General features: G+C 39.7%; 30 protein-coding genes and 2 riboswitches. Of the genes, 1 reads left to right on the forward strand and 29 read right to left on the reverse strand.

Annotation, left to right across the window (positions count from 1 at the left end):
• The 15 genes from PQ578_RS22460 to PQ578_RS21930 form a co-directional block, all read right to left on the reverse strand.
• A partial coding sequence (locus PQ578_RS22460) for a transposase (RefSeq protein ID WP_337958036.1) occupies positions 1-139 on the reverse strand: 139 nt, incomplete at its 3' end.
• A gap of 127 nt (positions 140-266) precedes the next feature.
• Positions 267-2,054 carry an ATP-binding protein gene (locus PQ578_RS21865; protein WP_224880857.1) on the reverse strand — a complete coding sequence of 596 codons (1,788 nt, stop codon included), beginning with the start codon at positions 2,052-2,054 and terminating at the stop codon, positions 267-269.
• Complete coding sequence (locus PQ578_RS21870) at positions 2,054-2,770, reverse strand: response regulator (RefSeq protein WP_273837269.1); 717 nt, start codon at positions 2,768-2,770, stop codon at positions 2,054-2,056. Before PQ578_RS21870 ends, PQ578_RS21865 begins: the two co-directional genes overlap by 1 nt.
• Positions 2,771-2,976: 206 nt before the next feature.
• Positions 2,977-4,176: a c-type cytochrome biogenesis protein CcsB gene (ccsB, locus tag PQ578_RS21875; RefSeq protein ID WP_098444019.1), complete on the reverse strand. Its 1,200-nt coding sequence runs from the start codon at positions 4,174-4,176 to the stop codon at positions 2,977-2,979.
• Between the two features lie 32 nt (positions 4,177-4,208).
• The gene (gene resB / locus PQ578_RS21880) at positions 4,209-5,834 is read right to left on the reverse strand and encodes a cytochrome c biogenesis protein ResB (RefSeq protein WP_273837270.1); all 1,626 of its coding nucleotides are present in this window, start codon (positions 5,832-5,834) and stop codon (positions 4,209-4,211) included.
• Positions 5,835-5,846: 12 nt separating this feature from the next.
• Positions 5,847-6,374: a thiol-disulfide oxidoreductase ResA gene (gene resA, locus PQ578_RS21885; protein ID WP_165996382.1), complete on the reverse strand. Its 528-nt coding sequence runs from the start codon at positions 6,372-6,374 to the stop codon at positions 5,847-5,849.
• Positions 6,375-6,438: 64 nt separating this feature from the next.
• Positions 6,439-7,176, reverse strand: coding sequence for a pseudouridine synthase (locus PQ578_RS21890; protein ID WP_098444022.1), 738 nt, complete (start codon positions 7,174-7,176; stop codon positions 6,439-6,441).
• Positions 7,177-7,314: 138 nt separating this feature from the next.
• Positions 7,315-7,827 carry a spore maturation protein gene (locus PQ578_RS21895; protein WP_098445769.1) on the reverse strand — a complete coding sequence of 171 codons (513 nt, stop codon included), beginning with the start codon at positions 7,825-7,827 and terminating at the stop codon, positions 7,315-7,317.
• Positions 7,828-7,829: 2 nt separating this feature from the next.
• Positions 7,830-8,423 (reverse strand): nucleoside recognition domain-containing protein, encoded by a 594-nt coding sequence (locus PQ578_RS21900; RefSeq protein WP_273837271.1) that lies wholly within the window; start codon positions 8,421-8,423, stop codon positions 7,830-7,832.
• The gene (locus PQ578_RS21905) at positions 8,416-9,573 is read right to left on the reverse strand and encodes a D-alanyl-D-alanine carboxypeptidase family protein (protein ID WP_420541615.1); all 1,158 of its coding nucleotides are present in this window, start codon (positions 9,571-9,573) and stop codon (positions 8,416-8,418) included. Before PQ578_RS21905 ends, PQ578_RS21900 begins: the two co-directional genes overlap by 8 nt.
• Before the next feature lie 69 nt (positions 9,574-9,642).
• Positions 9,643-10,191, reverse strand: coding sequence for an isoprenylcysteine carboxyl methyltransferase family protein (locus tag PQ578_RS21910; RefSeq protein WP_273837272.1), 549 nt, complete (start codon positions 10,189-10,191; stop codon positions 9,643-9,645).
• Complete coding sequence (locus tag PQ578_RS21915) at positions 10,192-11,286, reverse strand: type III polyketide synthase (RefSeq protein WP_273837273.1); 1,095 nt, start codon at positions 11,284-11,286, stop codon at positions 10,192-10,194.
• 124 nt (positions 11,287-11,410) lie between these two features.
• Positions 11,411-11,785 carry a hypothetical protein gene (locus tag PQ578_RS21920; protein ID WP_273837274.1) on the reverse strand — a complete coding sequence of 125 codons (375 nt, stop codon included), beginning with the start codon at positions 11,783-11,785 and terminating at the stop codon, positions 11,411-11,413.
• A gap of 30 nt (positions 11,786-11,815) precedes the next feature.
• Positions 11,816-12,394: an SMC-Scp complex subunit ScpB gene (gene scpB, locus PQ578_RS21925; RefSeq protein WP_273837276.1), complete on the reverse strand. Its 579-nt coding sequence runs from the start codon at positions 12,392-12,394 to the stop codon at positions 11,816-11,818.
• Positions 12,391-13,137 (reverse strand): segregation/condensation protein A, encoded by a 747-nt coding sequence (locus PQ578_RS21930; RefSeq protein ID WP_273837290.1) that lies wholly within the window; start codon positions 13,135-13,137, stop codon positions 12,391-12,393. The genes scpB and PQ578_RS21930 overlap by 4 nt, the downstream gene beginning before the upstream one ends.
• Before the next feature lie 161 nt (positions 13,138-13,298).
• On the opposite strand from PQ578_RS21930, the gene PQ578_RS21935 reads away from it, so the two are divergent.
• Positions 13,299-13,826 (forward strand): DUF309 domain-containing protein, encoded by a 528-nt coding sequence (locus tag PQ578_RS21935; RefSeq protein ID WP_273837278.1) that lies wholly within the window; start codon positions 13,299-13,301, stop codon positions 13,824-13,826.
• Positions 13,827-13,856: 30 nt separating this feature from the next.
• Here PQ578_RS21935 and PQ578_RS21940 read toward each other — a convergent pair whose 3' ends face one another.
• The 14 genes from PQ578_RS21940 to PQ578_RS22005 form a co-directional block, all read right to left on the reverse strand.
• Positions 13,857-14,219 carry a GNAT family N-acetyltransferase gene (locus tag PQ578_RS21940; RefSeq protein WP_098444030.1) on the reverse strand — a complete coding sequence of 121 codons (363 nt, stop codon included), beginning with the start codon at positions 14,217-14,219 and terminating at the stop codon, positions 13,857-13,859.
• A gap of 222 nt (positions 14,220-14,441) precedes the next feature.
• Positions 14,442-14,912: a 6,7-dimethyl-8-ribityllumazine synthase gene (ribH, locus tag PQ578_RS21945; protein ID WP_159782895.1), complete on the reverse strand. Its 471-nt coding sequence runs from the start codon at positions 14,910-14,912 to the stop codon at positions 14,442-14,444.
• A 32-nt stretch (positions 14,913-14,944) separates the two neighbouring features.
• Complete coding sequence (locus PQ578_RS21950) at positions 14,945-16,138, reverse strand: bifunctional 3,4-dihydroxy-2-butanone-4-phosphate synthase/GTP cyclohydrolase II (protein ID WP_273837279.1); 1,194 nt, start codon at positions 16,136-16,138, stop codon at positions 14,945-14,947.
• Between the two features lie 23 nt (positions 16,139-16,161).
• Positions 16,162-16,818 (reverse strand): riboflavin synthase, encoded by a 657-nt coding sequence (ribE, locus tag PQ578_RS21955; RefSeq protein WP_273837281.1) that lies wholly within the window; start codon positions 16,816-16,818, stop codon positions 16,162-16,164.
• Positions 16,818-17,900 (reverse strand): bifunctional diaminohydroxyphosphoribosylaminopyrimidine deaminase/5-amino-6-(5-phosphoribosylamino)uracil reductase RibD, encoded by a 1,083-nt coding sequence (ribD, locus tag PQ578_RS21960; RefSeq protein ID WP_420541616.1) that lies wholly within the window; start codon positions 17,898-17,900, stop codon positions 16,818-16,820. The genes ribE and ribD overlap by 1 nt, the downstream gene beginning before the upstream one ends.
• 135 nt (positions 17,901-18,035) lie before the next feature.
• Positions 18,036-18,181, reverse strand: a riboswitch (FMN riboswitch).
• Positions 18,182-18,203: 22 nt separating this feature from the next.
• A complete protein-coding gene (locus PQ578_RS21965; protein ID WP_098444035.1) occupies positions 18,204-18,641 on the reverse strand; it encodes a peptidylprolyl isomerase in 438 nt (145 codons plus the stop codon).
• A gap of 92 nt (positions 18,642-18,733) precedes the next feature.
• Complete coding sequence (gene lysA, locus PQ578_RS21970) at positions 18,734-20,053, reverse strand: diaminopimelate decarboxylase (RefSeq protein WP_273837282.1); 1,320 nt, start codon at positions 20,051-20,053, stop codon at positions 18,734-18,736.
• Between the two features lie 105 nt (positions 20,054-20,158).
• Positions 20,159-20,344: riboswitch (Lysine riboswitch) on the reverse strand.
• Between the two features lie 46 nt (positions 20,345-20,390).
• A complete protein-coding gene (locus PQ578_RS21975; protein ID WP_273837283.1) occupies positions 20,391-21,884 on the reverse strand; it encodes a spore germination protein in 1,494 nt (497 codons plus the stop codon).
• Positions 21,874-22,443: a stage V sporulation protein SpoVABEA gene (gene spoVAEA, locus PQ578_RS21980; protein ID WP_098444037.1), complete on the reverse strand. Its 570-nt coding sequence runs from the start codon at positions 22,441-22,443 to the stop codon at positions 21,874-21,876. Before spoVAEA ends, PQ578_RS21975 begins: the two co-directional genes overlap by 11 nt.
• Positions 22,444-22,448: 5 nt before the next feature.
• Complete coding sequence (spoVAE, locus tag PQ578_RS21985; RefSeq protein ID WP_098444038.1) at positions 22,449-22,799, reverse strand: stage V sporulation protein AE; 351 nt, start codon at positions 22,797-22,799, stop codon at positions 22,449-22,451.
• Positions 22,799-23,812, reverse strand: coding sequence for a stage V sporulation protein AD (gene spoVAD / locus PQ578_RS21990; protein ID WP_160918934.1), 1,014 nt, complete (start codon positions 23,810-23,812; stop codon positions 22,799-22,801). The genes spoVAE and spoVAD overlap by 1 nt, the downstream gene beginning before the upstream one ends.
• A 13-nt stretch (positions 23,813-23,825) precedes the next feature.
• The gene (spoVAC, locus tag PQ578_RS21995; protein WP_273837285.1) at positions 23,826-24,284 is read right to left on the reverse strand and encodes a stage V sporulation protein AC; all 459 of its coding nucleotides are present in this window, start codon (positions 24,282-24,284) and stop codon (positions 23,826-23,828) included.
• Positions 24,284-24,715 (reverse strand): stage V sporulation protein AB, encoded by a 432-nt coding sequence (locus PQ578_RS22000; protein WP_273837287.1) that lies wholly within the window; start codon positions 24,713-24,715, stop codon positions 24,284-24,286. Before PQ578_RS22000 ends, spoVAC begins: the two co-directional genes overlap by 1 nt.
• Positions 24,712-25,329 carry a stage V sporulation protein AA gene (locus PQ578_RS22005; RefSeq protein WP_273837288.1) on the reverse strand — a complete coding sequence of 206 codons (618 nt, stop codon included), beginning with the start codon at positions 25,327-25,329 and terminating at the stop codon, positions 24,712-24,714. The genes PQ578_RS22000 and PQ578_RS22005 overlap by 4 nt, the downstream gene beginning before the upstream one ends.
• Between the last annotated feature and the right edge of the window lie 303 nt (positions 25,330-25,632).

Consider the following 25,632-nt stretch of genomic DNA (forward strand, 5'->3'; position numbering starts at 1 on the left):
GTTGAACCCACCGGCGAACCATTTTGGGGTCAATTTCTAATTCTCTTCCTACTGTTTTGTAACCCATTCCCTCTTTCAGATACATATCTACAGCTTTTTTCTTAAATGGCACATCATATGTTTTCCTGATTTCTCCCATAGAAAAATCCCCTCCATAGTAGACAGCTTAATGTGCTTTCTTTTCTCTGTCTACTATGTGGGGATCATATCAAAAAACGGAGGCTTCTTTGATTTACATCAATTCGACAATATGTGAGCGGTGCCTGTCACTCAATCTTCTCTGGTATAAAGAAGGAGAATGTCGTGCCTTCTCCACTTTTGCTGTGGACGGAAATGTGACCTAGGTGCGATTCTACAATGTTGCGAGCAATCGCAAGACCCAGACCTGTACCTGATCTTCCTCTTGTACGGGCTTTATCTGCTTTATAGAAGCGTTCAAATACAAACGGAAGATCATCCTCTGGAATCCCTGATCCTGTGTCTGTCACATCAAATTGCACACCTTTTTCAAGTGAGGTGATCAGTAAGCTCACTTCACCTCCACCTGGGGTATGTCTAACTGCATTATCCAATAAATTGGTTAATACTTGTTCGATTCTATCTGGGTCAATCATCAACATTCGATCTTGATTTGATACATGGAATTTTAAGTTCACTTCTCGATCTCGGGCAAGACCAGAAAACTTCCTTAAAATCCGCTGACCAAAGTCTTGCAAATGAATACTGCTGTAGTGTAATTCATTGTGACCGGCTTCCATTCTTGCAAGATCAAGCAGTTCGTTTACGAGCCTGCCCATTCTTAGAGACTCGTCATAAATAATTTGAGCTACTTCCTTCTTTTCTTCATCACTGCTCGCAATGTCATCCACAATCGCCTCACTATACCCTTGCAACATTGCAATTGGTGTTCGTAGCTCATGTGACACATTCGCAATAAAATCTTTTCTTAATTTATCAAGCCGACGTTCTTCTGTCATATCTCGGAATACGGCAACTGCACCACGAATAGTAGACTGATTATATAGAGGAGTCATGACAACGACCCAACTTCTTCCTTGCAATTCCACTTCAGTTAGCTGTTCCCGCTCAAGCATAACGACCAAACTGAACAATTCGTTAATATCTTCTGGCACTTCTTTTTCGGGATCTTCTTCCATCCCCTGTTCGTAGTACCACGCTTTTAGAAATCGCTCAGCAGGGGGGTTCGTACTTAATATCGCCCCAGTTTTATCAAACGTTATGACGCCATCAGCCATGCTGCTCAATATACTGGAAAGCTGTTCCTTTTCCTGATTTAAAGCGGTAACATAGTTATTTAATTGTCTGCCCATCCGATTAAAAGCGACAGAGAGTTCTCCGATTTCATCATGAGTAACCATTGGTACTTTTGTATCAAATTTTCCTTTCGCAACCTGGGTAGCAGCTTCTCTCATCTTCAATAATGGGGCAGTGATGCGAGTTGATAAGAAAAATGCAAAAATGGTTGTTAAAACAATGGCAATTCCAGCAGCTATGTAGATTAAATTACGGGCTTGACTGGTTGTCTTCGCAATAACATCAAGTGATTGATATAGAAATACCGCGCTATCATTTTCGCCATCAACTTCCATAGGTACTCCCACGATTAGTAGCTCATTATGTGACTCTGGATTTAGATTTGTTTCAAAATCACCTTGTTTTACAACCGTCTCTCTCTCAGTAAAAACGCCATTAAGAATTGGATCATCTTTAAAAACTTCCAATGGTAATTGCGGTAAACCGTGTGAGTTTGGTGAATACCATAATTCTCCGCTTTCTTCTTTATCAATGATCATCACCCCTGTCGGGTAAAAATCTGTGATTTCCCAGGCAGTTTCAAGCGCTTGATCTCGATCATCATATCTCTCGATAACAGAAGCCACTTTATTTGCTAGTCTCTCCATCTGTTCGGCTTCTTTTTCCACATGAAAATCCTCAAAAAATTGAAGTAATAAAATGGTTAAGATCGATAGTACAAATGCAACTAACAGGATAATAGTAAGCCAAAGCTTACCTACAACACTTCTCCAAATCATTACTCTTTAACAGCCTCAAACTTATACCCTACACCCCAAACTGTTGAAATCATTGCAGCAGCTTTTGGAGAAACTTTATTCAACTTTTCTCTAAGTCGTTTCACATGAGTATCTACAGTACGAAGATCACCAAAAAATTCGTAATTCCATACATCTTTCAACAGTTCTTCACGAGAGAATACTTTGTCAGGCGCTTTTGCAAGATAATACAAAAGCTCATACTCTTTAGGTGTTAAATTAATAATTTGTTCCTCTGCTAGGACACGATGTGCATCATGATCAATGGTTAAGTGCGGAAATACGATTACATTTTTTGTTGTTGTTTCTGTTTGTAGAAATTTTGTCGTTGACGACCTTCTAAGCAATGCCTTTACGCGGAGAACGACTTCCCTCGGACTAAATGGCTTCGTAATATAGTCATCTGCTCCAACTTCAAATCCTTGAACGCGATTGGCTTCTTCGCCTTTTGCCGTCAACATAATAACAGGCGTCGCTTTTTGCTCACGCATTTGCTGACAAACTTCTATTCCATCCATTCCCGGAAGCATCAAATCAAGCAAAATGAGATCAAAATCATCTTCGATGGCCATTTCAAGTGCTTGTTCTCCATTTTCCGCTTCTTCAATTTCATAATTTTCTCTTTCTAGATACATACGTAGCAACTTTCGAATACGCTCTTCATCATCTACAACTAAAATTCGTGCGTCTTTTTCCAAGAAGATTACCTCCCACATGAGCTCATGTGTTCTATTCTATCATGTATTTAGCTTTACAGACCAGTAAGGGAAGTCCATTTGCGATATATCATAAAAACTATGTATTCGTAATAAGTCTTCCTTTTATCATGTTCTACCTTTTGAACAAATAAACCAACTGCCCTACCTTATAAGAAAACCTTCACTATTCGTGAAGGTTTTCTTTGCTATGCATAAGAATGAAGCCCAGAAATAACAAGGTTTACAACAACGAGGTTTAGCATGATGATGACAAAACCTACTACTGCTAGCCATGCTGACTTCTCACCTTGCCAGCCTCTTGAGAGACGTAGATGGAGATACGCCGCATAAAAGAGGAATGTCACAAGCGCCCACACCTCTTTAGGGTCCCACCCCCAGAACCTCGTCCAGGCAGCCTGAGCCCAGATCATCGCGAAGATTAGAGCTCCAAGCGTGAAAACCGGAAATCCAATCGCAACTGCTCGATATTGAATTTCATCAACTAGTTCTTCATTAACATTTTTGAGGGCAGGTTGAATTGCAGCACCAATTCGCTTACGTAAAATCAACCTGATTAGACCATATAGGACCAGGCCTCCTACAATTGACCAGATGAGCGTATTTAGCTTATGAGCAGCTTTCTCTCCCTTCATCCAGCTAGGAGCTTCAAAAAGAGGGCCAAATTCATTCCCACTTACATATTGCCCATCCGTTGGACCAGCTAGTGCTGGTAACGTATAGTCTACTGTAACCTGTTGTTCATTCTGATCAACAAATTGATAAGTAGATGAATAGCCTGCAGCTTCGAATCCAAGGGAAAGGATAACAAAGGCAATGGTACTTATTAAAGAATACATCACAAATTCAAGCCAAAAAGTAGACTTGCTTGCTTTCTTCTGATTTACCGTTTTAACAAGATAAACAAGACCAGCAGCAAAACTAATGGCTAATATCCCTTCGCCGAGTGCAGCCGTCGTTACATGAATTTTAAGCCAGTTACTTTGTAGAGCTGGAATAAGCGGCTGAATGTCGGATGGAAACACACTTGCATAAGCGATAACAATAATGGCTACCGGCATTGCAAAAACCCCGATAACATTACTTCGATAGATCAGATATATAATCAAGAAAGCGAAGACCATCGCCATCCCGAAAAACGTTGTAAATTCAAATAAGTTACTAACAGGCGCATGACCTGCTGCAATCCATCTTGTAATAAAATAGCTCAGTTGAAAAAGAAAACCAACCGTTGAAAGAATAAATCCCCACATTCCCCATTTTTTTGCATGAGATTCCTCATCCGACTTTCGCCATTTCCTCCCGAATAGAGAAATAGCAAAAACGATACTCGCTGCAAAGTAGATAAAGAAAGCGACATAAAGCAAGTTACTGCTTAATTGAGCCATCTTATCTTGCCTCCCTTCGTGGTGCTAACAATCTATTTCTTTTGCTCTGACTGGTCTATCGGCATTTGAAGTCCAGTTTGAGTCGAGATACTTTCGAGTTCACGCTTTAAACCATACCAGTTTTTATTTGTATGAGAAGATAACCAGATGTCTTTATCTGTTCTTCGTACCCAAATTCGACGATGATTCCAGTACATTCCTTGAATGACACCAATCATAAAGATTGCACCACCGATAGCAAGAATCCATAAAGTGTTATCTTTTCTTACAACAAGGCCGGACACATTTTTTGTATCTACGTTTTGAAATGACATTTTGTAATCATTTTCCCCAAGTGGTTCTAAGTTCTGCTTAATCGCAACAAAAGCAACTTCTCCATCTGGATGCTCAGGAGAAACCATATTCAAGATAAACGCAGGATTATTTGGAACTTTCGATTTAGTCGTTGGTTCCCCTTTATCATTAAACTCGAAATCTGGAAAATAATCCATCACTTCAACGCGATACCCATTATCAAGATCATATGATTTATCAGGATTATATAAATTAATTGTAAGGTCTCCAACAGATTCATCAGTGTCTTTATTATCCATTGTAAATGACATCGATTGTAATTCATTCAACTTATAATCTACTTGATAAATCGCATAACCATCAAACTTAAGCGGTTTATTTACTTGAATAGGATGCTCCTTCACTTTCTCGAGTTCAGGATCAGTTCCCGCGACTCTTTCACCAACTTGCTTATATAAAACAGCGTCAGTTTGATAGTTTTTCGCAACCGCTGCCTGTCCTGATTCTTCAATCGCATTTTTGAATTTTTCATCGTTATTGTCATACGTTTCTAATATAAATCCGTCGCTTTGTAAATAATAAGCTTCTTCGGTACCTTTTATTTTTTCTGTTTCACCTTCTCTTAACCAGAGAACTTCATCAACATACATTCCTGGAAAAAAGCGAAGCATGCCACCGATCAGAAATAGTATAAGTCCAATATGATTCACATATGGTCCCCATCTTGAAAAACGATTTTTCTCGGCGAATAGGTGACCTTCTTCTTCTTTTACTTTATACCTCTTCTTTTCTAAAGCTTCTTTGATTCCCTTCAAGTCTGGCGTATTTTCATTGACTTCTGTTACACCAAAGTATTTCTGACGTTTCATAAAGCTCTCATGGCGAATAACACGCTGTTTTTTTAGGGAGCGATATAACGGAATAAAGCGGTCAAGACTGGCAACGATTAAAGATAGTCCAAGTGCTGCAATTAAGAGCATGTACCACCAGGAACCGTATAAATTATGAAAACCTAGGTCATAATAGAGTTGACCAAGTACGCCATATTGTTCTTTGTAGTAAACTGTCGGATCTGACAGCGGCGGTATGTACATTTCTTGAGGAAAAATTGTGCCTATTGCGGAAGCGACAAGTAGTAAAATAATGATCCAAATTCCTACCTTAACGGATGAAAAGAAATTCCAGATCTTATCAATAATCGTTGTTTTATACGTTTGTGACCTACGTGCACTTCCTTCATACCTCATATTTAGTAGTTGCTTAGAATCTAAATCACCTTTAAGCGGTTTACCACATACTTCGCATATCTCAGTTCCATAAGGGTTCACATGTCCGCATTCACAGGTGATGTTTTTGTTGCTCATTGGAACACCCCATTACGGTTGGATTCGCTTCATATAACTATCAATAACTTCCTCTGAAAGACTAGCTTCCGTTTTTTGAATAACCTTTCCATCCTTATCAATTAAAAAGGTAACTGGAATTGGGCCCACTCCATAGTGGTTTGTTACATCATTGCTTTTATCAAGCAATACTGGAAAACTAAGATTATACCGATCAGCAAAGCTTTCTGCTGTTAGTTTAGGCTCTGAAACATTCACTGCTAATATTTCGACACCTTTTTCCTTGTATTCTTTATACTTCTTGTCCATAGCAGGCATTTCATCTTTACAAGGCTCACAATAAGTTGCCCAGAAATTCAGAAAGACCCCTTTTCCTCTGTAGTCCTCAAGCTCAACTTCATTTCCTTCTAAATCAGTTAATATAAAGTTAGGTGCTTGATCTCCGGCCTGTACGATTCCGCTTTCATTTGCAAAAAAGTTTGTATAGAACGTATAGCCGACTGCTATAAAGACAATAGCCAATATAACAGTCCGCACGATCAGCCGGTTTTTCTTCTTCATCGAACCAACTCCAATCAAACAAAGCAATACTACTCTCACTATAACGTGTCATTAAGTCGGAACCTTATCGTTTTTTTGAATTTTGTGTGACAGCTTGGTTTCGCAGCTGTTTTACTTCGTAAGGTTTTAGTTCACGATAATCTCCAGGATTCATTCCCGTTAGTTCCAAAAATCCGTAACGTTCTCTTTTTAACTTTTGAACAGGATAACCCAAAGTTTCGAACATACGACGCACTTGACGGTTTTTCCCTTCATGAATCGTTAATTCTACAATCGACTTTTCTTTTTGCTTATCCACTGATAATATTCTTGCGCGTGCTTTAGCGGTTTTGCCATCTTCTAGCTGTACGCCTCTCTCAAGCTTTTGAATGGTTTCTTTATTCATTAAGCCTTTCACTTTTGCCACATACACTTTGTCTACGTGATAGCTTGGGTGCATAAGCTTATTCGCAAAATCCCCATCATTTGTTAGGAGTAAAGCACCTGACGTGTCGTAATCAAGTCTTCCAACAGGAAAAATTCGTTCTTCGATTTCATGAAAATAATCGGTAACCGCTTTTCTTCCTTTATCATCATCTATTGTTGATATGACGCCTGTTGGTTTATAAAACAAAAAATAAACAGGTTCTTCGCGTTCTACCTGAATCCCGTTCACTTCAATTTTACAGCGTTCAGATACCTTTGTCCCGAGTTCAGTAACGACTTTGCCGTTTACTTTCACTCTACCTTCTTCAATCAATGTTTCTGCTTTTCGTCTGGAAGTTACACCAGCCTGAGCAATTACTTTTTGCAAACGTTCCATTAAATTCACCTCACTAAAACATCATACTCTTGTCACAGTCAAACCTCAAGCACAGATTCATTCTATCATTTATTATGCTCAAACAAGAATTTTCCAAACCTTCTGTTAGCATTAAAAAAAAGCCATGCGAGATGGCTTTTACCCAAAGACGAGAGTAACAAACAAAATTGCTGCGGCAATCCCGACAAGATCTGCTAGTAAGCCTACCTTTAATGCATTCCCCATGCGCTTAATCCCGATCGCTCCAAAATAGACCGTAATAACATAGAGGGTTGTATCGGTGCTACCCTGCATTGTAGAAGCTAATCTTCCTATGAACGAATCTGGCCCATAAGTGCTAATAATATCCGTTGTCATCGCAAGCGCACCTGTCCCAGATATTGGACGTACAAGGGCCAACGGCACTATTTCTGTTGGCACTCCAATTGCTTCTAAAGGAACTTTCAACAAACTACTTAGAAAAGCCATAGCTCCTGAAGCTCGAAACACTGAAATAGCAACCATCATGCCAACAAGATAAGGGACAATCGAGACAGCGATAGAAAGTCCTTCTTTCCCACCTTCTACAAACGTTTCATAGGTAGGTACTCTTTTCCAAGTTCCATACGCTAAAATAAACCCAATCATCAGAGGGATAATCCAAATCGACATATTCACGTCGAACCCCCCCCTTTACTTCTCCTATAAAAAAAACGATCGATGAGAATCGCTGCAATTGTTGAGCATGCAGTTGCTGCAATGGTTGTACCTATTATTTCAGTTGGCGAAACAGAACCATATTTCATTCTGATTGCGATAACGGTTGTTGGAATTAGCGTTAAGCTAGAAGTATTAAGAGCAAGTAACGTGACCATTGATCTTGTCGCGTTGTCTTTCATGTCATTAAGCTTTTTAAGTTCTTCCATAGCTTTTATCCCCATCGGTGTCGCCGCATTACCGAGACCAAACATGTTCGCCATCATATTGGAAAGAATATAACCCATAGCTGGGTGATCTGGTGGTACCTCAGGAAATAGTTTTCTAGCAATTGGTTTAAACCCTTTCCCTAATAGATCAAGTAAACCAGATTTCTGAGCAATTCTCATTAAACCAAGCCAAAAAATAAGAACACTTAACAACCCAATACAAACTGCTACGGCTTCTTCTGCACCTGTAAAAATTGCTTTATTCACGTCTTCCATCGTTCCATTTATAAGGGCATAAAGGATGCCAATCAGGAATAAGCCGGCCCAGATGAGATTAACCATTGAGCTCACGACCTCTATCGAATGAAAAAAGCTCTTTTAGAAAACCCCAGAATCCTTTGTTTTCTTCCTTATCTCCTTCGTACATAATCGGTGCTTTGATAATTGTTTCATCATTTAATTTCACATAATACATACCGACCGGCTCAGACCATCCAAGTTCATCCCATTTATTTTTATCCGGTGGCTCTACGAGTTGGATGGTTGATTCAACCTGATCCCTTTCATCTTCTGCTAACGGATAAGAAAGATCTCTACTTAAAGTAACGTTATCCTTGTATGGTTCTTTTTTCACGTCCTTTAGCGTTCCTTTAGGCTTAAGAAGGGTTAGTTCATAGTTCGCATATCCCCAATTGAACATGGAAATGTGATCATTCCAATCGTCTGGAGCATCTAACGTTACAGCAATTAGCGTCATGTCATCTCGCTCTGCAGTTGAAACGAGCGTTCTTTTTGCTCGTTTTGTGTAACCAGTTTTTCCACCTGTGGAATCCGAATACAAACTTGTTAAAAGCTTATTCTTATTACGCCATACATAATCCCACTCTTCCATTTCGTTGGGAGCCTTATGTACTTTTGTTCCTGAAATAATTCGATACGTCTCGTTATTCATGGCATACTGAGTTAGCAAGGCCATATCATAGGCTGTTGAAAGATGATTTTCATGATCATCCAAACCATGCGGATTCATAAATACCGTCTTCGACATCCCGATCTCTTCTGCCTTTTGGTTCATTAACGTTACAAAACCCTCTAAACTGCCACCAACCTCCTCAGCTATCGCGACAGCGGCATCGTTTCCCGAGCGCAACATTAAACCGTACACTAAGTTTTCAAGCGTTATTTTTTCTCCTTCTTTTAAGTATAAAGAGGATCCTTCCGTCCCAGCAGCATTACGGCTCACTGTTACTTTCTCATTCATTTTGCCTGATTCAATCGCAAGAACTGCAGTCATAATTTTTGTAATGCTAGCTATTCTTCGTTGGGAATACGCGTCTTTTTCATAAAGGACCCTTCCTGTTTCTTGTTCAATTAGTATCGCGCTTCTTGCTGAAACACCAATTCCATTCGCAAAAGCCTCTCCTGGAATCATTAGAAACAGCAGAGCTGCAATTAATATTAAGACGCCAATTTTTGTCTTCAACGAGTTCATCATGACATCCACGTCCCTTAGGCTCTATATTTGTACAAGTCTATGAGCATGAATCGTGGGATATGTCTATCAATCCTCGTTTACGTTTGAAAATACAACTCGATAATCTGTGACATCTTTTAACGCCTTTTCTTCAATTGGAATGCGGACTTTCACTAACAAAATCCCGTTTAAAAGTGTAAACACAATCGCCGTAATATAAGAGGAAAAAATAAGTGGGAGTGAAATGATTTCGAGGGCCACAATCATATAATTTGGATGTTTTATATAACGATACGGTCCTTTTTTAACAACGTTAGCATCTGGCAGAACAATAATTTTCGTGTTCCAAAACCGTCCAAGGCTTTTGATTGTCCAAAAACGAAGAAATTGTGCCAGAACAAATATCCCTAACATGATTGTCCAAATGACCGACAATGAAAAGCCACGTAATATGGTTTCAATTCCGACAGCAAGAAGAAAACTGATATGCAGTATCACGATATACTTATAGTGGTTCTGACCTATTTCTTTCGCTCCACGCTCCTTCATCCACCTCTCATTACTCTTCGCAAGCATTAATTCACCTAAGCGCTGAATAACTAGAATACTAAAAATCCCCGCAAACAGAAGACTCATTTATGCCCCTCCTTTTTCCCATTTTAATAACAAGAGTTCTGAACAAAACCCGGGTCCAAGAGCTGCCATAAGTCCAATATCTTCTTCCTTACAACCATTTTGTAGAATTTGGTCCAATACGTATACAACCGTTACAGAACTCATATTGCCATAATTTCTTAATACTTCTCGCGAAACAGATGTCATGTCACGACTGAACCCAAGTGCTTCCTCGTAAGCTGTCAACACTTTTGTCCCCCCAGGATGAGCAATAAAATAATTGATTTCTTCGGTAGTTTTTTTCTCTGAGCTAAGAAATTGTAAAACATTTGGTTCAAGCCAACTTGCAACAATTGATGGAATCGATTTCGAAAAAACAACATGCAAGCCTTCATTGCTTACTTCCCAGCCCATTACGTCTTCCGAATTCTTCATTAGTGTTGAGCGTGTCGCTACTACTTTTGGCAGACTGCTCATGTTGGACCGTTTCTTAATTGGTGACTTTTCTCCAATCATTAAAACGGAAGAGGTTCCGTCTGCAAACAATGCCGTACCTATAAGATTACTTTTGGAATAATCCCCGTGCTGAAAAGTTAAGCTACACAACTCTACATTTATGACAAGAACAGCCTGTTCAGGGTGAGCGAGACAGTAATCACTAGCTCTTGCTATGCCTGCAGCTCCTCCTGCACAACCAAGACCCCAAATCGGAATTCGTTTTGTATGAAGGGAAAATGGAAGAACATTCATAAGTCTTGCCTCTATACTTGGAGTTGAAATTCCTGTTGTTGATACAAAAAAGATCGCATCTACATCTTCACAGCTCACAGCTTCTTTTAGATAAACGGGATTCTGAAGACACTCCTCTACTGCCTTTTTTGCATATTCAACAGCAAGCGTAATGTATTTTTCGTTTTTTTCTTCGAAGGTTGGTCCGCTACTGTACCACTCTAGGGGCATCGCAAAATATCTTGTATCAATTTCTGCACTTTGAAAAACAGGAAGCAGGCGCTCAATATCTTTAAAATGTTGACCAAACTGTTTTTTTGCAAATGAGGCAGCTTCCGTTTGTTCGAGGCAATGAGGGGGTAAACATTTCCCTATTGATAGGATCATTGGCTTTTACTCCTTTTACCTTTTCAACTAGTTTCCGAAATCCTCCTGCTTTTTATACAAGAAGTTCTAGCGGAGCGGGATTCGTTCTGTTGTATCATTGCTTATTAAAACGAAAAAAGATGTCTCAATCTCGAGACATCTTTTCATTATTAAAAGTCTTAGATTTATTTTTCTTAATTTCAGCTAAACTCGCGTAAAGTTGCGCTAAATCCGACTTATTCAGCAGGCGAAAAAACTCTTCTTCAGTATTAATATAGAGACGTTTTCTGCCTGGATAAAACGAAAGGAAATTTAGAGCAACAGCCTCTTGTAAGGGTAGATCATAACCCCATATCCCTTTAGCCTTTGCCGTTTCTCCAAAAATAGCAGGATACAAGACATGGAATCTTTTTTTATTTCCATCCTGAACATAGGTTACGGTAGAGCGAACAAATGAATCCTCAGGAGAATTCGAACGCTCTTTCTTTAGGTGTTCATAGGTGACATCAACGACTTTCATCGATTATCCTCCTTCACCAATTACGCAAGTTTATTCTGGAATTTCCTGAAACTTCTCAAAAAACAGGTCTGCTTCTTCCTCTTCCTGATCTTCGCTACCATCTGGAAGTGGCGGGAGATCTTTAATTGAGCTTAATCCAAAATGAAAAAGAAACTCTCGTGTTGTTCCATACAGAATCGCTCTGCCGGCTTTTTCCGCTCGCCCTGCTTCTTTAATGAGTAATTTACTCATCAATGTTTGAAGAGGCTTATCCGTTTTCACGCCTCGAATCTCTTCAATTTCAACCCTCGTAATCGGTTGTTTATAAGCGATGATTGCAAGCGTTTCAAGAGCAGCTTGCGAAAGCGTATGATTACCAGGTGTGTCGACCAGCTTCTCGATATAAGACGCGTTTTTAGCATTTGTCGTTAGCTGATAGCCCCCACCGATGAAGCTAATCTTAAAACCACGATCTTTATCATCATATTCTTGTTGCAGGTCTTTTAGTGCATCTAGAAGGGTGTCCTCTTCCAATGAAGTAGTTTCACAAAGAGATTTGACAGTAATCCCTTCGTCACCTACTACAAATAGAAGACTTTCGATAATGCTTTTTATTTCTTCATTCGTCACACTGATGCCTTCCCTTCTCGTTCAAAAATCATGATTTCACCAAAGTTTTGATCTTGTTCACATGCTACATTTCTCGTTTTCATTAGTTCAAGAACAGCGAGAAACGTTACAATCATATGCCCGCGACCCGCTTCACTAAAGAGATCACTAAAGCGTCTCTTAGCGCCTCCTTGCAACTGATGACGGATATCATTCATCCGATCTTCAATTGGAATTTCTTCACTTTGAATTGTGGTCCGCTTTGGTTTTTTATCCTTTACTCGCCTCGTCATTTTTTGGAATGCTGCAAGCATATCGTATAAAGTAACATCCCCAATTGATGTTTGATCGTCTTCTTGGGTGTATTCACTTATATCAGCAGGTGGTCGTGCATAGAGCAAACTTCGACTAGACTCTTTTTTCTTCAGATCATTTGCTGCTTCTTTAAACCTTCTGTATTCAACAAGACGTTGAACAAGTTCATCACGAGGATCATCCTCAAAGTCCGGGTCCTCTTCCAATATTTCTTCTTCTTTTTGCGGAAGAAGCATTTTGCTTTTAATCGCAAGTAACGTTGCTGCCATGACGAGATATTCACTCGCTATATCAAGTTCTAACTCTTGCATGGTGTGTACAAAGGTTAAATATTGATCCGTAATTTGCGAGACCGGTATGTCATAAATGTCAACTTCGTACTTATTTATAAGGTGCAGTAGTAAATCCAGCGGACCTTCAAATGCATCTACTTTTACATTATATTGCATCATTTTCCATCTTCCTTTATTCATGTCCATCGAGTATACCGATTATATCATATTTCAACTATACAACAGATGACGGTCTCTTTAAATGTGATCGATAAAGCGATGCACTTTCGATGCCTCACGCTCATGTGCTACACTACAAAAGAAACGGAGGAATCAGTATGTATCCAGAAGCTTATATTGAATATCTTGCTCATTTCCACGGTCTTCGTGACTATTTTGAGTGTCATGAGATTCTTGAAGAACATTGGAAGGAAGATCCTCGAGAAAGTCGTAAGCTTCATTGGGTAGGCCTTATCCAAATTGCTGTTGGACTCTACCATCATCGACGTTGTAACTTCACTGGTGCCAAAAGAATGATTACGAATGCGAAGCGCATTGTACTAAATGAAAGAGAAGAACTTAAGAATTTAGCTATCAATGTTGATGAGCTATCTGAAAATCTCACTTCCGAACTTCAACGAATCAACAAAGCTTTACCATATAACAGCTTTGAAATTCCGCTTACAAATAATGCTCTTATCACCATGTGTCAAAATAGATGTCTTGAACTCGGTTGTATTTATGGTAGCAAAAGTGATCTTGCTAACATTGAACTGATTGATCGTCACACAAGAAGAGATCGATCAGATATTATCCAAGAAAGAAAGCAACAACAACAATTAAAACAGCAGAAAAGGAACGGCTAAGCCGTTCCTTTTCTGCTTATAATCAATCGTTTACTTCATATTCTCTTCTAGGTGACACCGTTCGAAAAAAGTTCCTGTATATTCATTTCCTTTAATACATATTTCATCACTGAGCATCTCACGAAGTGCTTCGACCATCTGTTTACCAATTCCTTGATGACGATGAGAAGGATTTACGCTAATGTCTTTTAATTCGACTTCGTTCTCGCTAACCCATTCAATTCCAAGCAATCCAATGATATCTTCTTCTTTCCAAAGAAAAAGCTGCAGTGAATCCATTTCTTCATAGTCTTTAATTGATTGTTGCAGTTTTTTAATATCTTTTTCATTTGGCATAAAACTCAATAATCCCATGGCTATTTTCTCATGAGCTTTTTTATAACGAATTAGCATGATTATCCCTCATTAAAGTAATTCTTGGCTCTCCGTTTTGTAACATATTCGAACTTAGATGGGAATGTTCTTCTCATCTAACGAAAGAGCGCAGTGAGCATGATCATTTCCATCACGCACAAACGAATCCACTAATATTCTTGATGACTTCCGGGTATTCCACAATTTTTCTCTACCCTACTCCACATACCATACTCATCATAGCCAAAAATGAACAGATAATCAACCTTCAAATGATTTTGATAAATTTGCCATTTCAATTGCGGCAGTTGCTGCATCCCAGCCTTTATTTCCAGCTTTTGTACCAGCCCGTTCAACAGCTTGTTCAATCGTATTTGTTGTTAATACACCAAAAATAACTGGAACGCCAGTCTGCATTGTTAAATTCGCTACGCCTTTAGACACTTCTCCACATACATAATCAAAATGAGGCGTTGCTCCACGAATAACGGTACCTAACGTAATAATCGCGTCATATTTTCCGGTATCCACCATTTTTTTTGCGGCAAAAGGAATCTCAAACGCCCCAGGCACCCATGCGACATCAATGTTATCTTCTGAAAGGCCGTGGCGTTTCAGTGCGTCTTCAGCACCTCCAAGTAGTTTACTTGTAATAAATTCATTAAATCTTCCTACTACTATACCCACTTTTAATCCAGATCCAACCAAATTTCCTTCAAATGTTTGTCCCATCTTAAATAACCTCCTATAGTTACGTTACTTTATTAGAAATGTAGCATATGTCCTAGCTTACTGTGTTTGGTTTTCAGGTAGCGTTCGTTCTCTTTTCTTGAAGGCATTTGAAGCGCTACTCGTGACGCTACTTCAAGACCATAACCGGTTAACCCTGCTATTTTTCTAGGGTTGTTTGTTAATAAGTTCATTTTGGAGACACCAAGATCACGCAATATCTGAGCGCCAATCCCATAGTCTCTTAAATCCGGCTTAAATCCAAGCTTTTCATTTGCTTCAACGGTATCGTAACCCTCTTCTTGAAGCTTATAAGCTTTCATCTTATTAAGAAGTCCAATCCCTCTTCCTTCTTGACGCATGTAGAGAAGAACGCCGTGCCCTTCTTCTTCTATTTGAGCCAAAGCTGCATGAAGCTGTGGACCGCAATCACAGCGGAAAGATCCAAAGACGTCACCTGTTAAGCATTCAGAATGAACGCGAACAAGCGTCGGTTGATCAGGAATAATTTCTCCCTTTATTAGTGCTACATGCTCTTTCTGATCAATAATGTTTGAATATCCGACAGCTCGAAAAGATCCAAATTCAGTAGGAAGTTCGATTTCTACTTCCTTTTGAACAAGCACATCTTTACGATTTCGATACTGAATTAAATCCTTAATTGTAATCATCTTCAAATCGAATTCTTCAGAGATCTCTTTTAAATCCGGGACTCGTGCCATCTCCCCGTCTTCTTTCATAATTTCACAGATAACACCAGCAGGGGCTGAACCTGATAGTCGAGCTAAATCAACTGCCGCTTCTGTATGTCCCGCTCTTCTAAGCACTCCCCCATCCTTAGCGATTAAAGGAAAGATATGACCTGGGCGGTTAAAATCAGCGGGTTTTGCATCCGGGTGGATGAGATTTTGAATTGTTGTGGCTCTTTCAGCGGCTGAAATACCTGTGGTTGTACTTTTGTGATCTACACTAACGGTAAAGGCCGTGCCATGAGAATCAGTATTATGGTCAACCATAGGACTTAATTTCAGTTGATTCGCGCGTTGTTCAGTAATCGGGGTACAAACAAGCCCTCTCCCTTTAGTGATCATAAAATTAATCGTCTCTGGCGTTACCTTATCAGCTAACGCAATAAAATCTCCTTCATTCTCTCTATCTTCGTCATCACAAACAATAACGACCCGGCCTTGCATTAAATCGTAAATGGCTTCTTCAATTGTGTGGAACATAACTTAACCTCCTTTTGCATCACTTATTTAAACCCATGGTCTTCAAAAAACTGGCTTCCTAGTGAAGCTGTGGGTTCTGGCTTCGATCCGCTTCTTTGTTCTAGATATCTCATAATATACTTCCCAAGCATATCGCATTCAATGTTTACTGTATCTCCCACTCTTTTCTTACCAAGCACCGTTTCTTCGACAGTATGAGGAATAAGTGAAATCGTAAGAGAGTGTTCCCCAATCCCAAAAACAGTAAGACTTGTGCCATCTACCGAAACGGATCCCTTTTCGACAAAGTAAATTAACAGATTCCGAGGAATGGAGATATCATAGTAAATCGCGTTATCAATTTGCTCGACCCGTGTAATTTCCCCGACACCGTCAACATGACCAGAAACAAAGTGACCTCCAAACCGTCCCTTTGCTGACATAGCCCGCTCAAGATTCACTGAAGAATTGGGCGCTAGTTGACGCAGGCTACTGGAACGAAATGTTTCAGGCATAATATCGACAGAAAAAGAAGCATCTGTAAATGATGTAACTGTCAAGCAAACACCGTTTATCGAAATACTATCTCCTAGATGAACGTCTGATACTACTTTCGATGCAGCAACCTGCATTACGATTGACTCTCCAGCTTGCTGCACACTTTCCACTCTGCCAATCTCTTCTACGATACCTGTAAACATTATGAAGTCCCCCTTGATGAGATAATACGAATATCTTGTCCAATGCGCTCAACGCTTTCAATCGATAAATCGACCGCTTCGCTCATGAATTCAAATCCTTTAGCTCCAAATGCTGTTGGAGATTCTTTTCCACCAATGAGCTTAGGCGCGATATATGTAATCACCTGCTGAAAAGTACGAGCTTCCAAAAAACTACCGTGCACTTCAGATCCACCTTCCACAAAAATGGAAGTGATTTCTCGCTCCCCGAGGAGAGCTAATACATCTTCAATAGGAAGTGCTGGATTAGCTACTTCTAACACCTGTACATGTGCAGGAAATGCTCGCTCATTCTTTCGAACAGCCTGTTGGGTTGTTATAATCCAAGTTTCCGCTTTCTGATCATTTATCACTTTTGCATCAGAAGGAATCCTCAGATTACGATCAAGAATAATTCTGATCGGAGAAAGACCTTCTCCATATCGAGTCGTAAGGGACGGATCATCTGAAAGAACCGTTCCAATTCCTACTAAAATAGCGTCATGCTGATGACGGAATGCATGTACATCTTTCCGAGCTTCTTCTCCTGTTATCCATTTGCTATCACCAGTATGTGAAGCAATTTTACCATCTAACGTTGCCGCAGCTTTTAAAGTGACGTATGGCCGTTTATGAGAGATATAATGGAAGAACATCCGATTCAATTTAAGTGCTTCTTCCTCTAATAGTCCAACCGTTACCTTTATCCCTGCAGCTTGTAACTTGGACACGCCTTGACCAGCTACGAGTGGATTCGGATCCTGACTAGCCACATAAACTTCGCTAACTCCTGCACGAATAAGAGCATCCGAACAAGGAGGCGTGCGACCATGATGACTACACGGCTCAAGCGTAACATAAGCCGTGCTACCCTCAGCATCACTCCCAGCCATTTTCAAAGCCTGTATTTCTGCATGACCTTCTCCAGCTTTCAAATGGGCGCCCATCCCTACGATTCGTCCATTATTTACAAGTAAACAACCAACGGAAGGATTTGGACGTGTTTGGCCAATAGTACTTTTAGCCATTTCAATAGCAGTGTTCATAAAATCCATATGATTCATCGTGTTTGCTCCATTTCTACTCTCCTTAGTGGTTAAGAAAGAGAATAAAAAAACTCCCACAACGGTGTTATGGGAGTCAAAATTATATGCCAAATAAGCCTTTTGAATCCACGATTCAAAAGGAGATTAGTCATAAGTTTCCTTCTCCCATCCAGACTATACTGTCGGTTCTGGTTTCACACCAGATCCACCGTTTGCTTACGCAACCGGGTCACGGACTTAGCTAGCTTTAGCTAGACATCACCGCCGGTTGGGACTTTCACCCGACCCCGAAGGAAAGTATTTAGTTTTGATGCGTCTGAACTATTCTTCGTCCCAGACTTTAACTTCTTTCATCACATCGCCTTGCTTAATGCGAAGAACCGTATCCATTCCTTCTGTTACCTGACCAAAAACAGTGTGAACACCGTCAAGGTGAGGCTGAGGTTCATGAACAAGGAAAAACTGGCTTCCACCTGTATTTTTACCTGCATGAGCCATAGACAATGAACCAGCTACGTGCTTATGAGGGTTTCCTTCTGTTTCACAATCGATCGAATAGCCTGGTCCGCCCATTCCAGATCCTGTTGGGTCTCCACCCTGTGCTACGAAACCTGGGATAACACGGTGAAAGTTTACACCATTGTAAAAACCTTCGTTAGCAAGCTTTTCAAAGTTAGCAACGGTATTCGGTGCTGCTTCTGGGTAAAACTCAATTTCAATTGTTTCTCCATTATCAAATGCGATTGTTCCTTTTTTCATAAATAAATCCTCCTGCACTAACAATTTTCTTCAAAGCTCTTTCATTATAGCACATACTTAAGCTGTTCCCTATCATTTCTACTTTTACAAAGTTATTTTGAAATAATCGCTTGTTTTAATGGAAGGTCATGACGAATTAAATCCTCAAAAGATTCTCTCTTCACGACAAGTTGTGCTTCTCCATTTTCTACAAAAACCACCGCTGGTCGAGGTAATCTGTTATAGTTATTTGCCATAGAATACCCGTACGCCCCAGTTGAAAACACAGCCATCGTATCTCCTGCTATAGCGCGTTGTAATGTGCAATCCCAGATTAACATGTCACCTGACTCACAACATTTTCCTGCAACAGAATAAACCTGTTCTTTCGGCTCATTCATGCGATTTGCAATCGTTGCTTCATACTTTGCTTGATAAAGGGCCGGTCGCAAATTATCCGTCATTCCTCCATCTACTGCAAGATAATGACGAAGTTCTGGCACTTTCTTGTGTGATCCTACTGTATATAACGTCAAGCCAGCTTCTCCAACGAGTGAACGTCCTGGCTCAATCCAAATTTCTGGGATTCTCATTTCATTACCTAACTGAGCTCTTACAGCATTAACCATTGCCTCGATATAGTCTCCAACTGGTAGTGGATGATCTTCTTCAGTATACCGAATTCCAAACCCCCCACCTAGGTTAAGAACTTCTGGCTCATACCCATAGAGTTCAAACCATTTAGCAAGGTAACGATAAATTTTCTCAATAGCCATTACAAAACCATTCGTTTCAAAGATTTGAGAACCAATGTGACAATGGAGACCAAGAAGGTGAATAGCTTTCATGCTTGTTGCTTGAACAATCGCTTGTTCCACTTGACCACTTTGTAAATCAAAACCAAATTTTGAATCTTCCTGTCCAGTTAAGATATAGTCATGGGTATGTGCTTCAATTCCAGGCGTTATACGCAAAAGCACATTTGCAACCACATTTTTCTCTTCCGCTAATTGTTCAAGTAACGTTAGCTCATAAAAGTTATCCACAACAAAGCACCCTATTTTTGCATCTAACGCCATTCGAATTTCCGCTTCACTTTTGTTATTTCCATGAAAGTGAATGCGTTCTACCGGAAACCCTGCTTTTAAAGCTGTATAGAGTTCTCCACCTGAAACCACATCAAGACTTAAGCCTTCTTCTTCCGCAAGTTGAATCATTGCCATACAAGAGAATGCTTTACTAGCATAGGCTACTTGGTAGTTGACCTTCTCCTGTTCAAAAGCATTTCGAAATGCTCGCGCTTTCTCTCTAATCATCGCTACATCATAAACATATAAGGCCGTTCCGTATTTTTCACTTAATTTTACTGTATCAACGCCTCCAACGGATAAATGGCCTTCTTCTGAAATTGCTGACGTTCCGTATAAATTCACGATCATTTCTCCCCTCTCGCTTATATGAATGCGAGCAACCCTCCACAAAATAAGAAAAACAGCCAACTTTATAGATACATTGGCTGTTTTCTCCGTATCCTCACGAGTTGGATTAGCTCACCACCGAAAAATTCCTCTTTCAGTGACAGTCTGCAACTTGTTCAGCAGCAGCCCAGCAAGAAAAGTATGGCTCTTTTCTCACTTCGGCAAATTGACCTTTCTGATATCATCCTCGCATTCCATTCTATGCTCAGATACCATACTCATTCGTTTTGCGCCTCTATCCCCATTACATTCAATGAGGTCTATTCAATTAAGAAATAAATTATCATACTTTTTAAGATTCGGCAAGTGGTTTGTCCGGTTGCTTCGTTTCATTTTGTGGTTCTGTAATGCTTGGACGTAGTTTAGTGAGTGGAACTGATACACGAATCAACACTTGAATAAAGGCTTTGGGATTAAAAGGAATAAACGGCCATAAGTAGGGGGTGTTTAAAGGTTTTAACGCAACAAGGAATAAAATGATTGCCGTAATTCCAATCATATATCCCGGCACTCGAAAGAAAAAGACAAGGAATAAAAGAAGAAGCCTTACAAGTTTATTTGCAATCGATAATTCATAACTTGGTGTTGCATATGATCCTATGGCAGCAATCGAAACATATAGGATAACTTCTGGAACGAATAATCCGACATCAATGGCAATCTGTCCGATCAATACGGCTGCAATTAATCCCATGGCAGTGGAAAGTGGTGTTGGGGTGTGAATTGCAGCCATCCTCAGCGTTTCAATCCCTACTTCAGCAAGAATAATTTGAACGAAAATCGGTACATTTGTTTCATCATTCGGGCCGATAAAATCGATCGTTTTAGGAAGTAACTGCGGTTCATATACCGCTAATAACCACAGTGGTAGCAAGAGTAGCGCAGCTAACATCCCACCAAATCGGACCCATCTTAAAAACGCGCCTGGTAAAGGGGCTTCTCGATATTCTTCAGCATGTTGAACATGATGAAAAAAAGTAGTTGGTGTTATAATAACGCTTGGTGAAGTATCTACGATGATTAACACGTGCCCTTCAAGTAAATGAGAAGCGGCAACATCAGGCCTTTCCGTATATCGCACAAGTGGAAAAGGGTTACCTGCCTGGTGCACAAGAAACTCTTCTACCGTTTTATCGGCCATTGGAATACCATCAATGTTAATTTCTTTTAATTTCTTTTTTATAATTTCAACTAAATTTGGATTGGCCACATCTTGAATATAGGTAATACATACATCTGTTTTAGACCGTTCTCCAACTTGGAAAATTTCATTGCGTAATCGACCATCTCGTATGCGGCGTCTAGTTAAGGCCGTATTTTCAATAATGTTTTCAGTAAAACCATCACGTGAGCCTCTAATAACTTTTTCTGTATCTGGCTCCTGTGGCGTTCTACCTGGATATTTTCGAACATCAATAATATAAGCGATTTCTTCGCCTTCCATAAAAACTGCAATTAATCCAGATAAAACCTGGTCGACGACTTCATCGAACGTTTCAACCTCTGTGACCTGCTGATGTGGCAAATGATTATGTATCACCTGCTCAAATTTAACCGTTAATCGATGATGATCATCAACCTCCATCAGTTCTCGCATAATTTCTACAATGATGGATGTGTCACAAAGCCCTGTACAATAGTAAAACTGAATTTCTTTGTTAAGAATCTTAAGTTTTCGAACTCCTACATCAAAACTTTTTCCAATTCCGATTGATTTCTTTAAAAATTCTTCGTTTTCTTTAAGCTTTTTAAATATTTTTTGTTTATTATCGCTTTTAGTGGTCATAAAAACCGCTCCTTTCTAGCAGAATTTGAACGGCTTTCAATGTTATAGGCGAACCAACTTCCGGATCATCATAACCAGACATTTTACCTATATCACCGACACCTATAATAATGGGAAGGTTTAATTTATCTAAGATCGACACAGTGTCGCCATCTATTCTCCCCGCCTCCATATCTGCAAATCCATTTTTGTCCACTCCATAATGTGTCAATTCTCCGTCACGGTCAATGGAGACATCTACCCTCGTCCATTCTGAAAAATGAGTTCTGGATGCGACTGCAATAGCTCCAAGTAGTTCAATGCTTTCATCTTCAGCAACAGATTGCATAGCAAGTTCCCCATATCCTTCACCCGGAAATCCACTATCATCGAACATAACAAAAACTGGATCATGAGGAGCTTCTTTAATAAGAGCGATAATTTCATAACCAGCAAGCGGGGTAGGATTTCCTGCAGATTGACTAATGCATCTTCCTCCAATATCTGAAGCTACTTTCTCAATGGCTTTTTGTGCATAAAGGTCTCCGTCAGTAACGAAGATCACCCGCCGCTTTTTCATAATTTTCACCCCTTTGGTTTAAATAAAATGGCTACAATAAAGCCAAAAACAATTGCAGAAGAAATACCTGCTGAGGTTAATTGGAATATTCCCATTGCAATTCCAATGAAGCCGTGTTCTTCCCCTTGTTGCATAGCGCCATGAAGAAGTGAATGACCAAAGCTAGTAATAGGTACAGTCGCACCAGCTCCAGCAAATTCAATAAGGCGATCATAAATCCCAAATCCATCAAGCACTGCTCCTGCTACAACAAAAGAAGACATGACGTGAGCTGGAGTTAATCTGAAAATATCAAGTAATAATTGACCGATGACACAGATACCACCACCGACTGCAAAAGCGATAAAATATTCCACTATTTCACACCTCCAACTCGTTCAAATACGACCGCGTGAGCAATAGCAGGCATTGATTCTTTTTGCTGAACCATTACGGGACTATGCAAACATCCTGTTGCTGTCACAAGAATTTTGTTATAATTCCCCTTTTTTAGAAGGTCAATAAGGTGACCATATGTGACGACCGCAGAACAAGCACACCCACTTCCACCAGCAAATACTTCTTTTTGATCTGGTCTGTAAATCATCAGCCCGCAATCATTATGATTGTTAGTAATGTCAAATCCCTTTTCACTTAACAAATCCCTTACAATCGGAGCTCCTACAGCTGATAAGTCACCGGTAACGATAAGGTCATAAGCTGAAGGTTCAATATTTAAATCAGCAAAGTGAGTCGCTAGTGTATCTGCTGCAGCTGGGGCCATTGCACTCCCCATATCAAATGGATCCTTTATTCCCCAATCCACGACTCGACCAATTGTTGCTGCGGAAATTCTTATATCCGATGGTTCTTGACTAATTAATGCGGCACCTGCACCTGTAACAGTTGAGGTAGCCGTTCCAGGCTTTTGACCACCATATTCTGTTGGGTATCGAAACTGCCTTTCTGCTGTTGCATTATGGCTACTTACTCCCGCAATAGCTTTATTAGCAAATCCACCTTCTACTAACGATGAAGCAATGGCTAGAGATTCCATTGAGGTCGAACATGCTCCAAAAACGCCAAGAAAAGGAATTTGATTTGTTCTAGCTGTATAAGTGGCACTAACAATTTGATTCAATAAATCACCTGCCACAAAAATGTCAACATCATTGTGGGTTAATTCCTTTTTTGATAAACAACTTTCTACCGCATCCTCTAGTAACTTTCTTTCTGCCAGTTCCCAATTATCCTGGTCACAATGAAGGTTACTATAGGTGACATCAAACGAATCTCCAAACGGCCCCTCAGCTTCTTTAGGACCAACCGCTGTCCCTACAGACTGCAAAAAAACAGTAGAGAACTCCCAAGTTTGTTTTCCTGACTTCATAACAATTCTCTCCTTATATCAGCGCTTTAAAGAGCATTCTGAGTATGCCGACAATGTATGCTGCAACAACACCAAACACGATGACCGAACCAGCAAGTTTGAACATGTTCGTTGCAATTCCAAGTACAATGCCCTCACTTTTATGTTCAAGAGCTGCGCTTGTAATTGAATTTGCAAAACCTGTTACAGGTACTGCAGAACCTGCACCTGCAAATTGACCAAGTTTGTCATACCAACCAAAAGCAGTTAAAAGCGCCGCGATAAGGATCAGTGTGGCAACCGTTGGATTTCCTGCATTTTTTTCTGAAAAGTTAAAGACGTTCATATAAAAATTCTGTACGCCCTGGCCGAACATACAAATAAATCCTCCTACAACAAATGCTTTCACCACATTTAATAAATAAGGCGGTTTTGGCTGATAAGTTTTAATATTTTTTGTATATTGTTTCTGGTCGTTCAACGAATTTGCCATTATTTAAAACCTCCATTTACAAAGATTGTCCAATGAAACAATGATCCGAAAACCTTCCCTAACACAATAGCCATTAGTAAAAGCAAGATCTTATCGATAAATCCAATTCGTTTCGTTAGTATAGGAAGAACATTTAAAACTTCCGTTAAGGCAGCCGCTAACATACCAATAAACACTCCCGCTCCAAGTCCAATTGGGATAACTACAAATTTAGGGAGGTTTAAAGTTGGGTTTCGTAAAGATAACCAGCTTGATACAATAGCCCCCATAATAATTCCCCATTCGTAAAAGCGAATAAGATGTAAAGTCTTTGATAGCTGTGTGAGACGGGGAATAATACCAAGAACCGAAAGAAAAGCAACGAACCCAGCTCCTACAGCAATTCCTTCCGCAAAACCAATAAGCATAACGAGTAGAAACTGAGCATTCATGGTTTGTTATGACCATTCTCATCGTTTTCATGGACAATGACATATTGGTCAAGATCTTGTTGGTAATTAAACATTTCTACTTCCAAAGGACTTGGCTCTTCATTAAATCGCTTTTTAAAAAGATGGTTAAAGAAGAGAACCATCCCGATTCCGAGACCAAATGAATAGGGCACTTGCAGAAGCAAGGGCTTCGGATTATCAATTCCAGTCACAATTTTATAAATCTGTTGATGCACTTCTCTCATACTGACATCTTCGTGAAAGTTCATGATCGCGAGAGCAGCCCCAATAAATAATAAAAACCAGATAAACACAAAATAAACAGGTGCTAGTTTTTTCTTAGGATATTGAACTTCAACAATTGTTTGTGTAGGACCAACAACTTGAATCTCAATATGATTCATCACTTTTTGAATTGCTATTATCACTTTCATTACATCGATAACAACCAAATTTTTATCTTCTTTTGTTACCTGATAAATGGGGATTTTTTCTACTTTGGCACAATTTTTGTCTTCTCCTATTAACTGGGCAATATCTCCAATCAAAAGTTCTTTATTTGGGGGGACCTTCTTCTTCTGCCTTAGTCGAAGATAGATCATCTCACTTTCCATGGTCCTTCACCTCCTTATGCAAGGGGCATATTGGTTATAGTATGTTTCTACCAAATCACTCTCATTCTCGTGCTGCATAAGTACCATTAATTCCCTAAAGCGAATTGAACGTTCATTCTTATCACTTCTCTTTCTAAGCACAAAAAAGAACAGATGAGTTATTTACTCATCTGTTCTCAGCTTGTAGAGGAACCCTTGGTTCCTCTACAAGCTTTTTTAATGGTTTTGATTTTCCTGTTAGTTGAAATGGTGTTTTGAAGTATATAAGATGAAAAAAACTCTCCTTCACCTAGCTCAGCCGGT

The organism is Guptibacillus sedimenti, assembly GCF_028610665.1.
Lineage (GTDB): Bacteria > Bacillota > Bacilli > Bacillales > Guptibacillaceae > Guptibacillus > Guptibacillus sedimenti.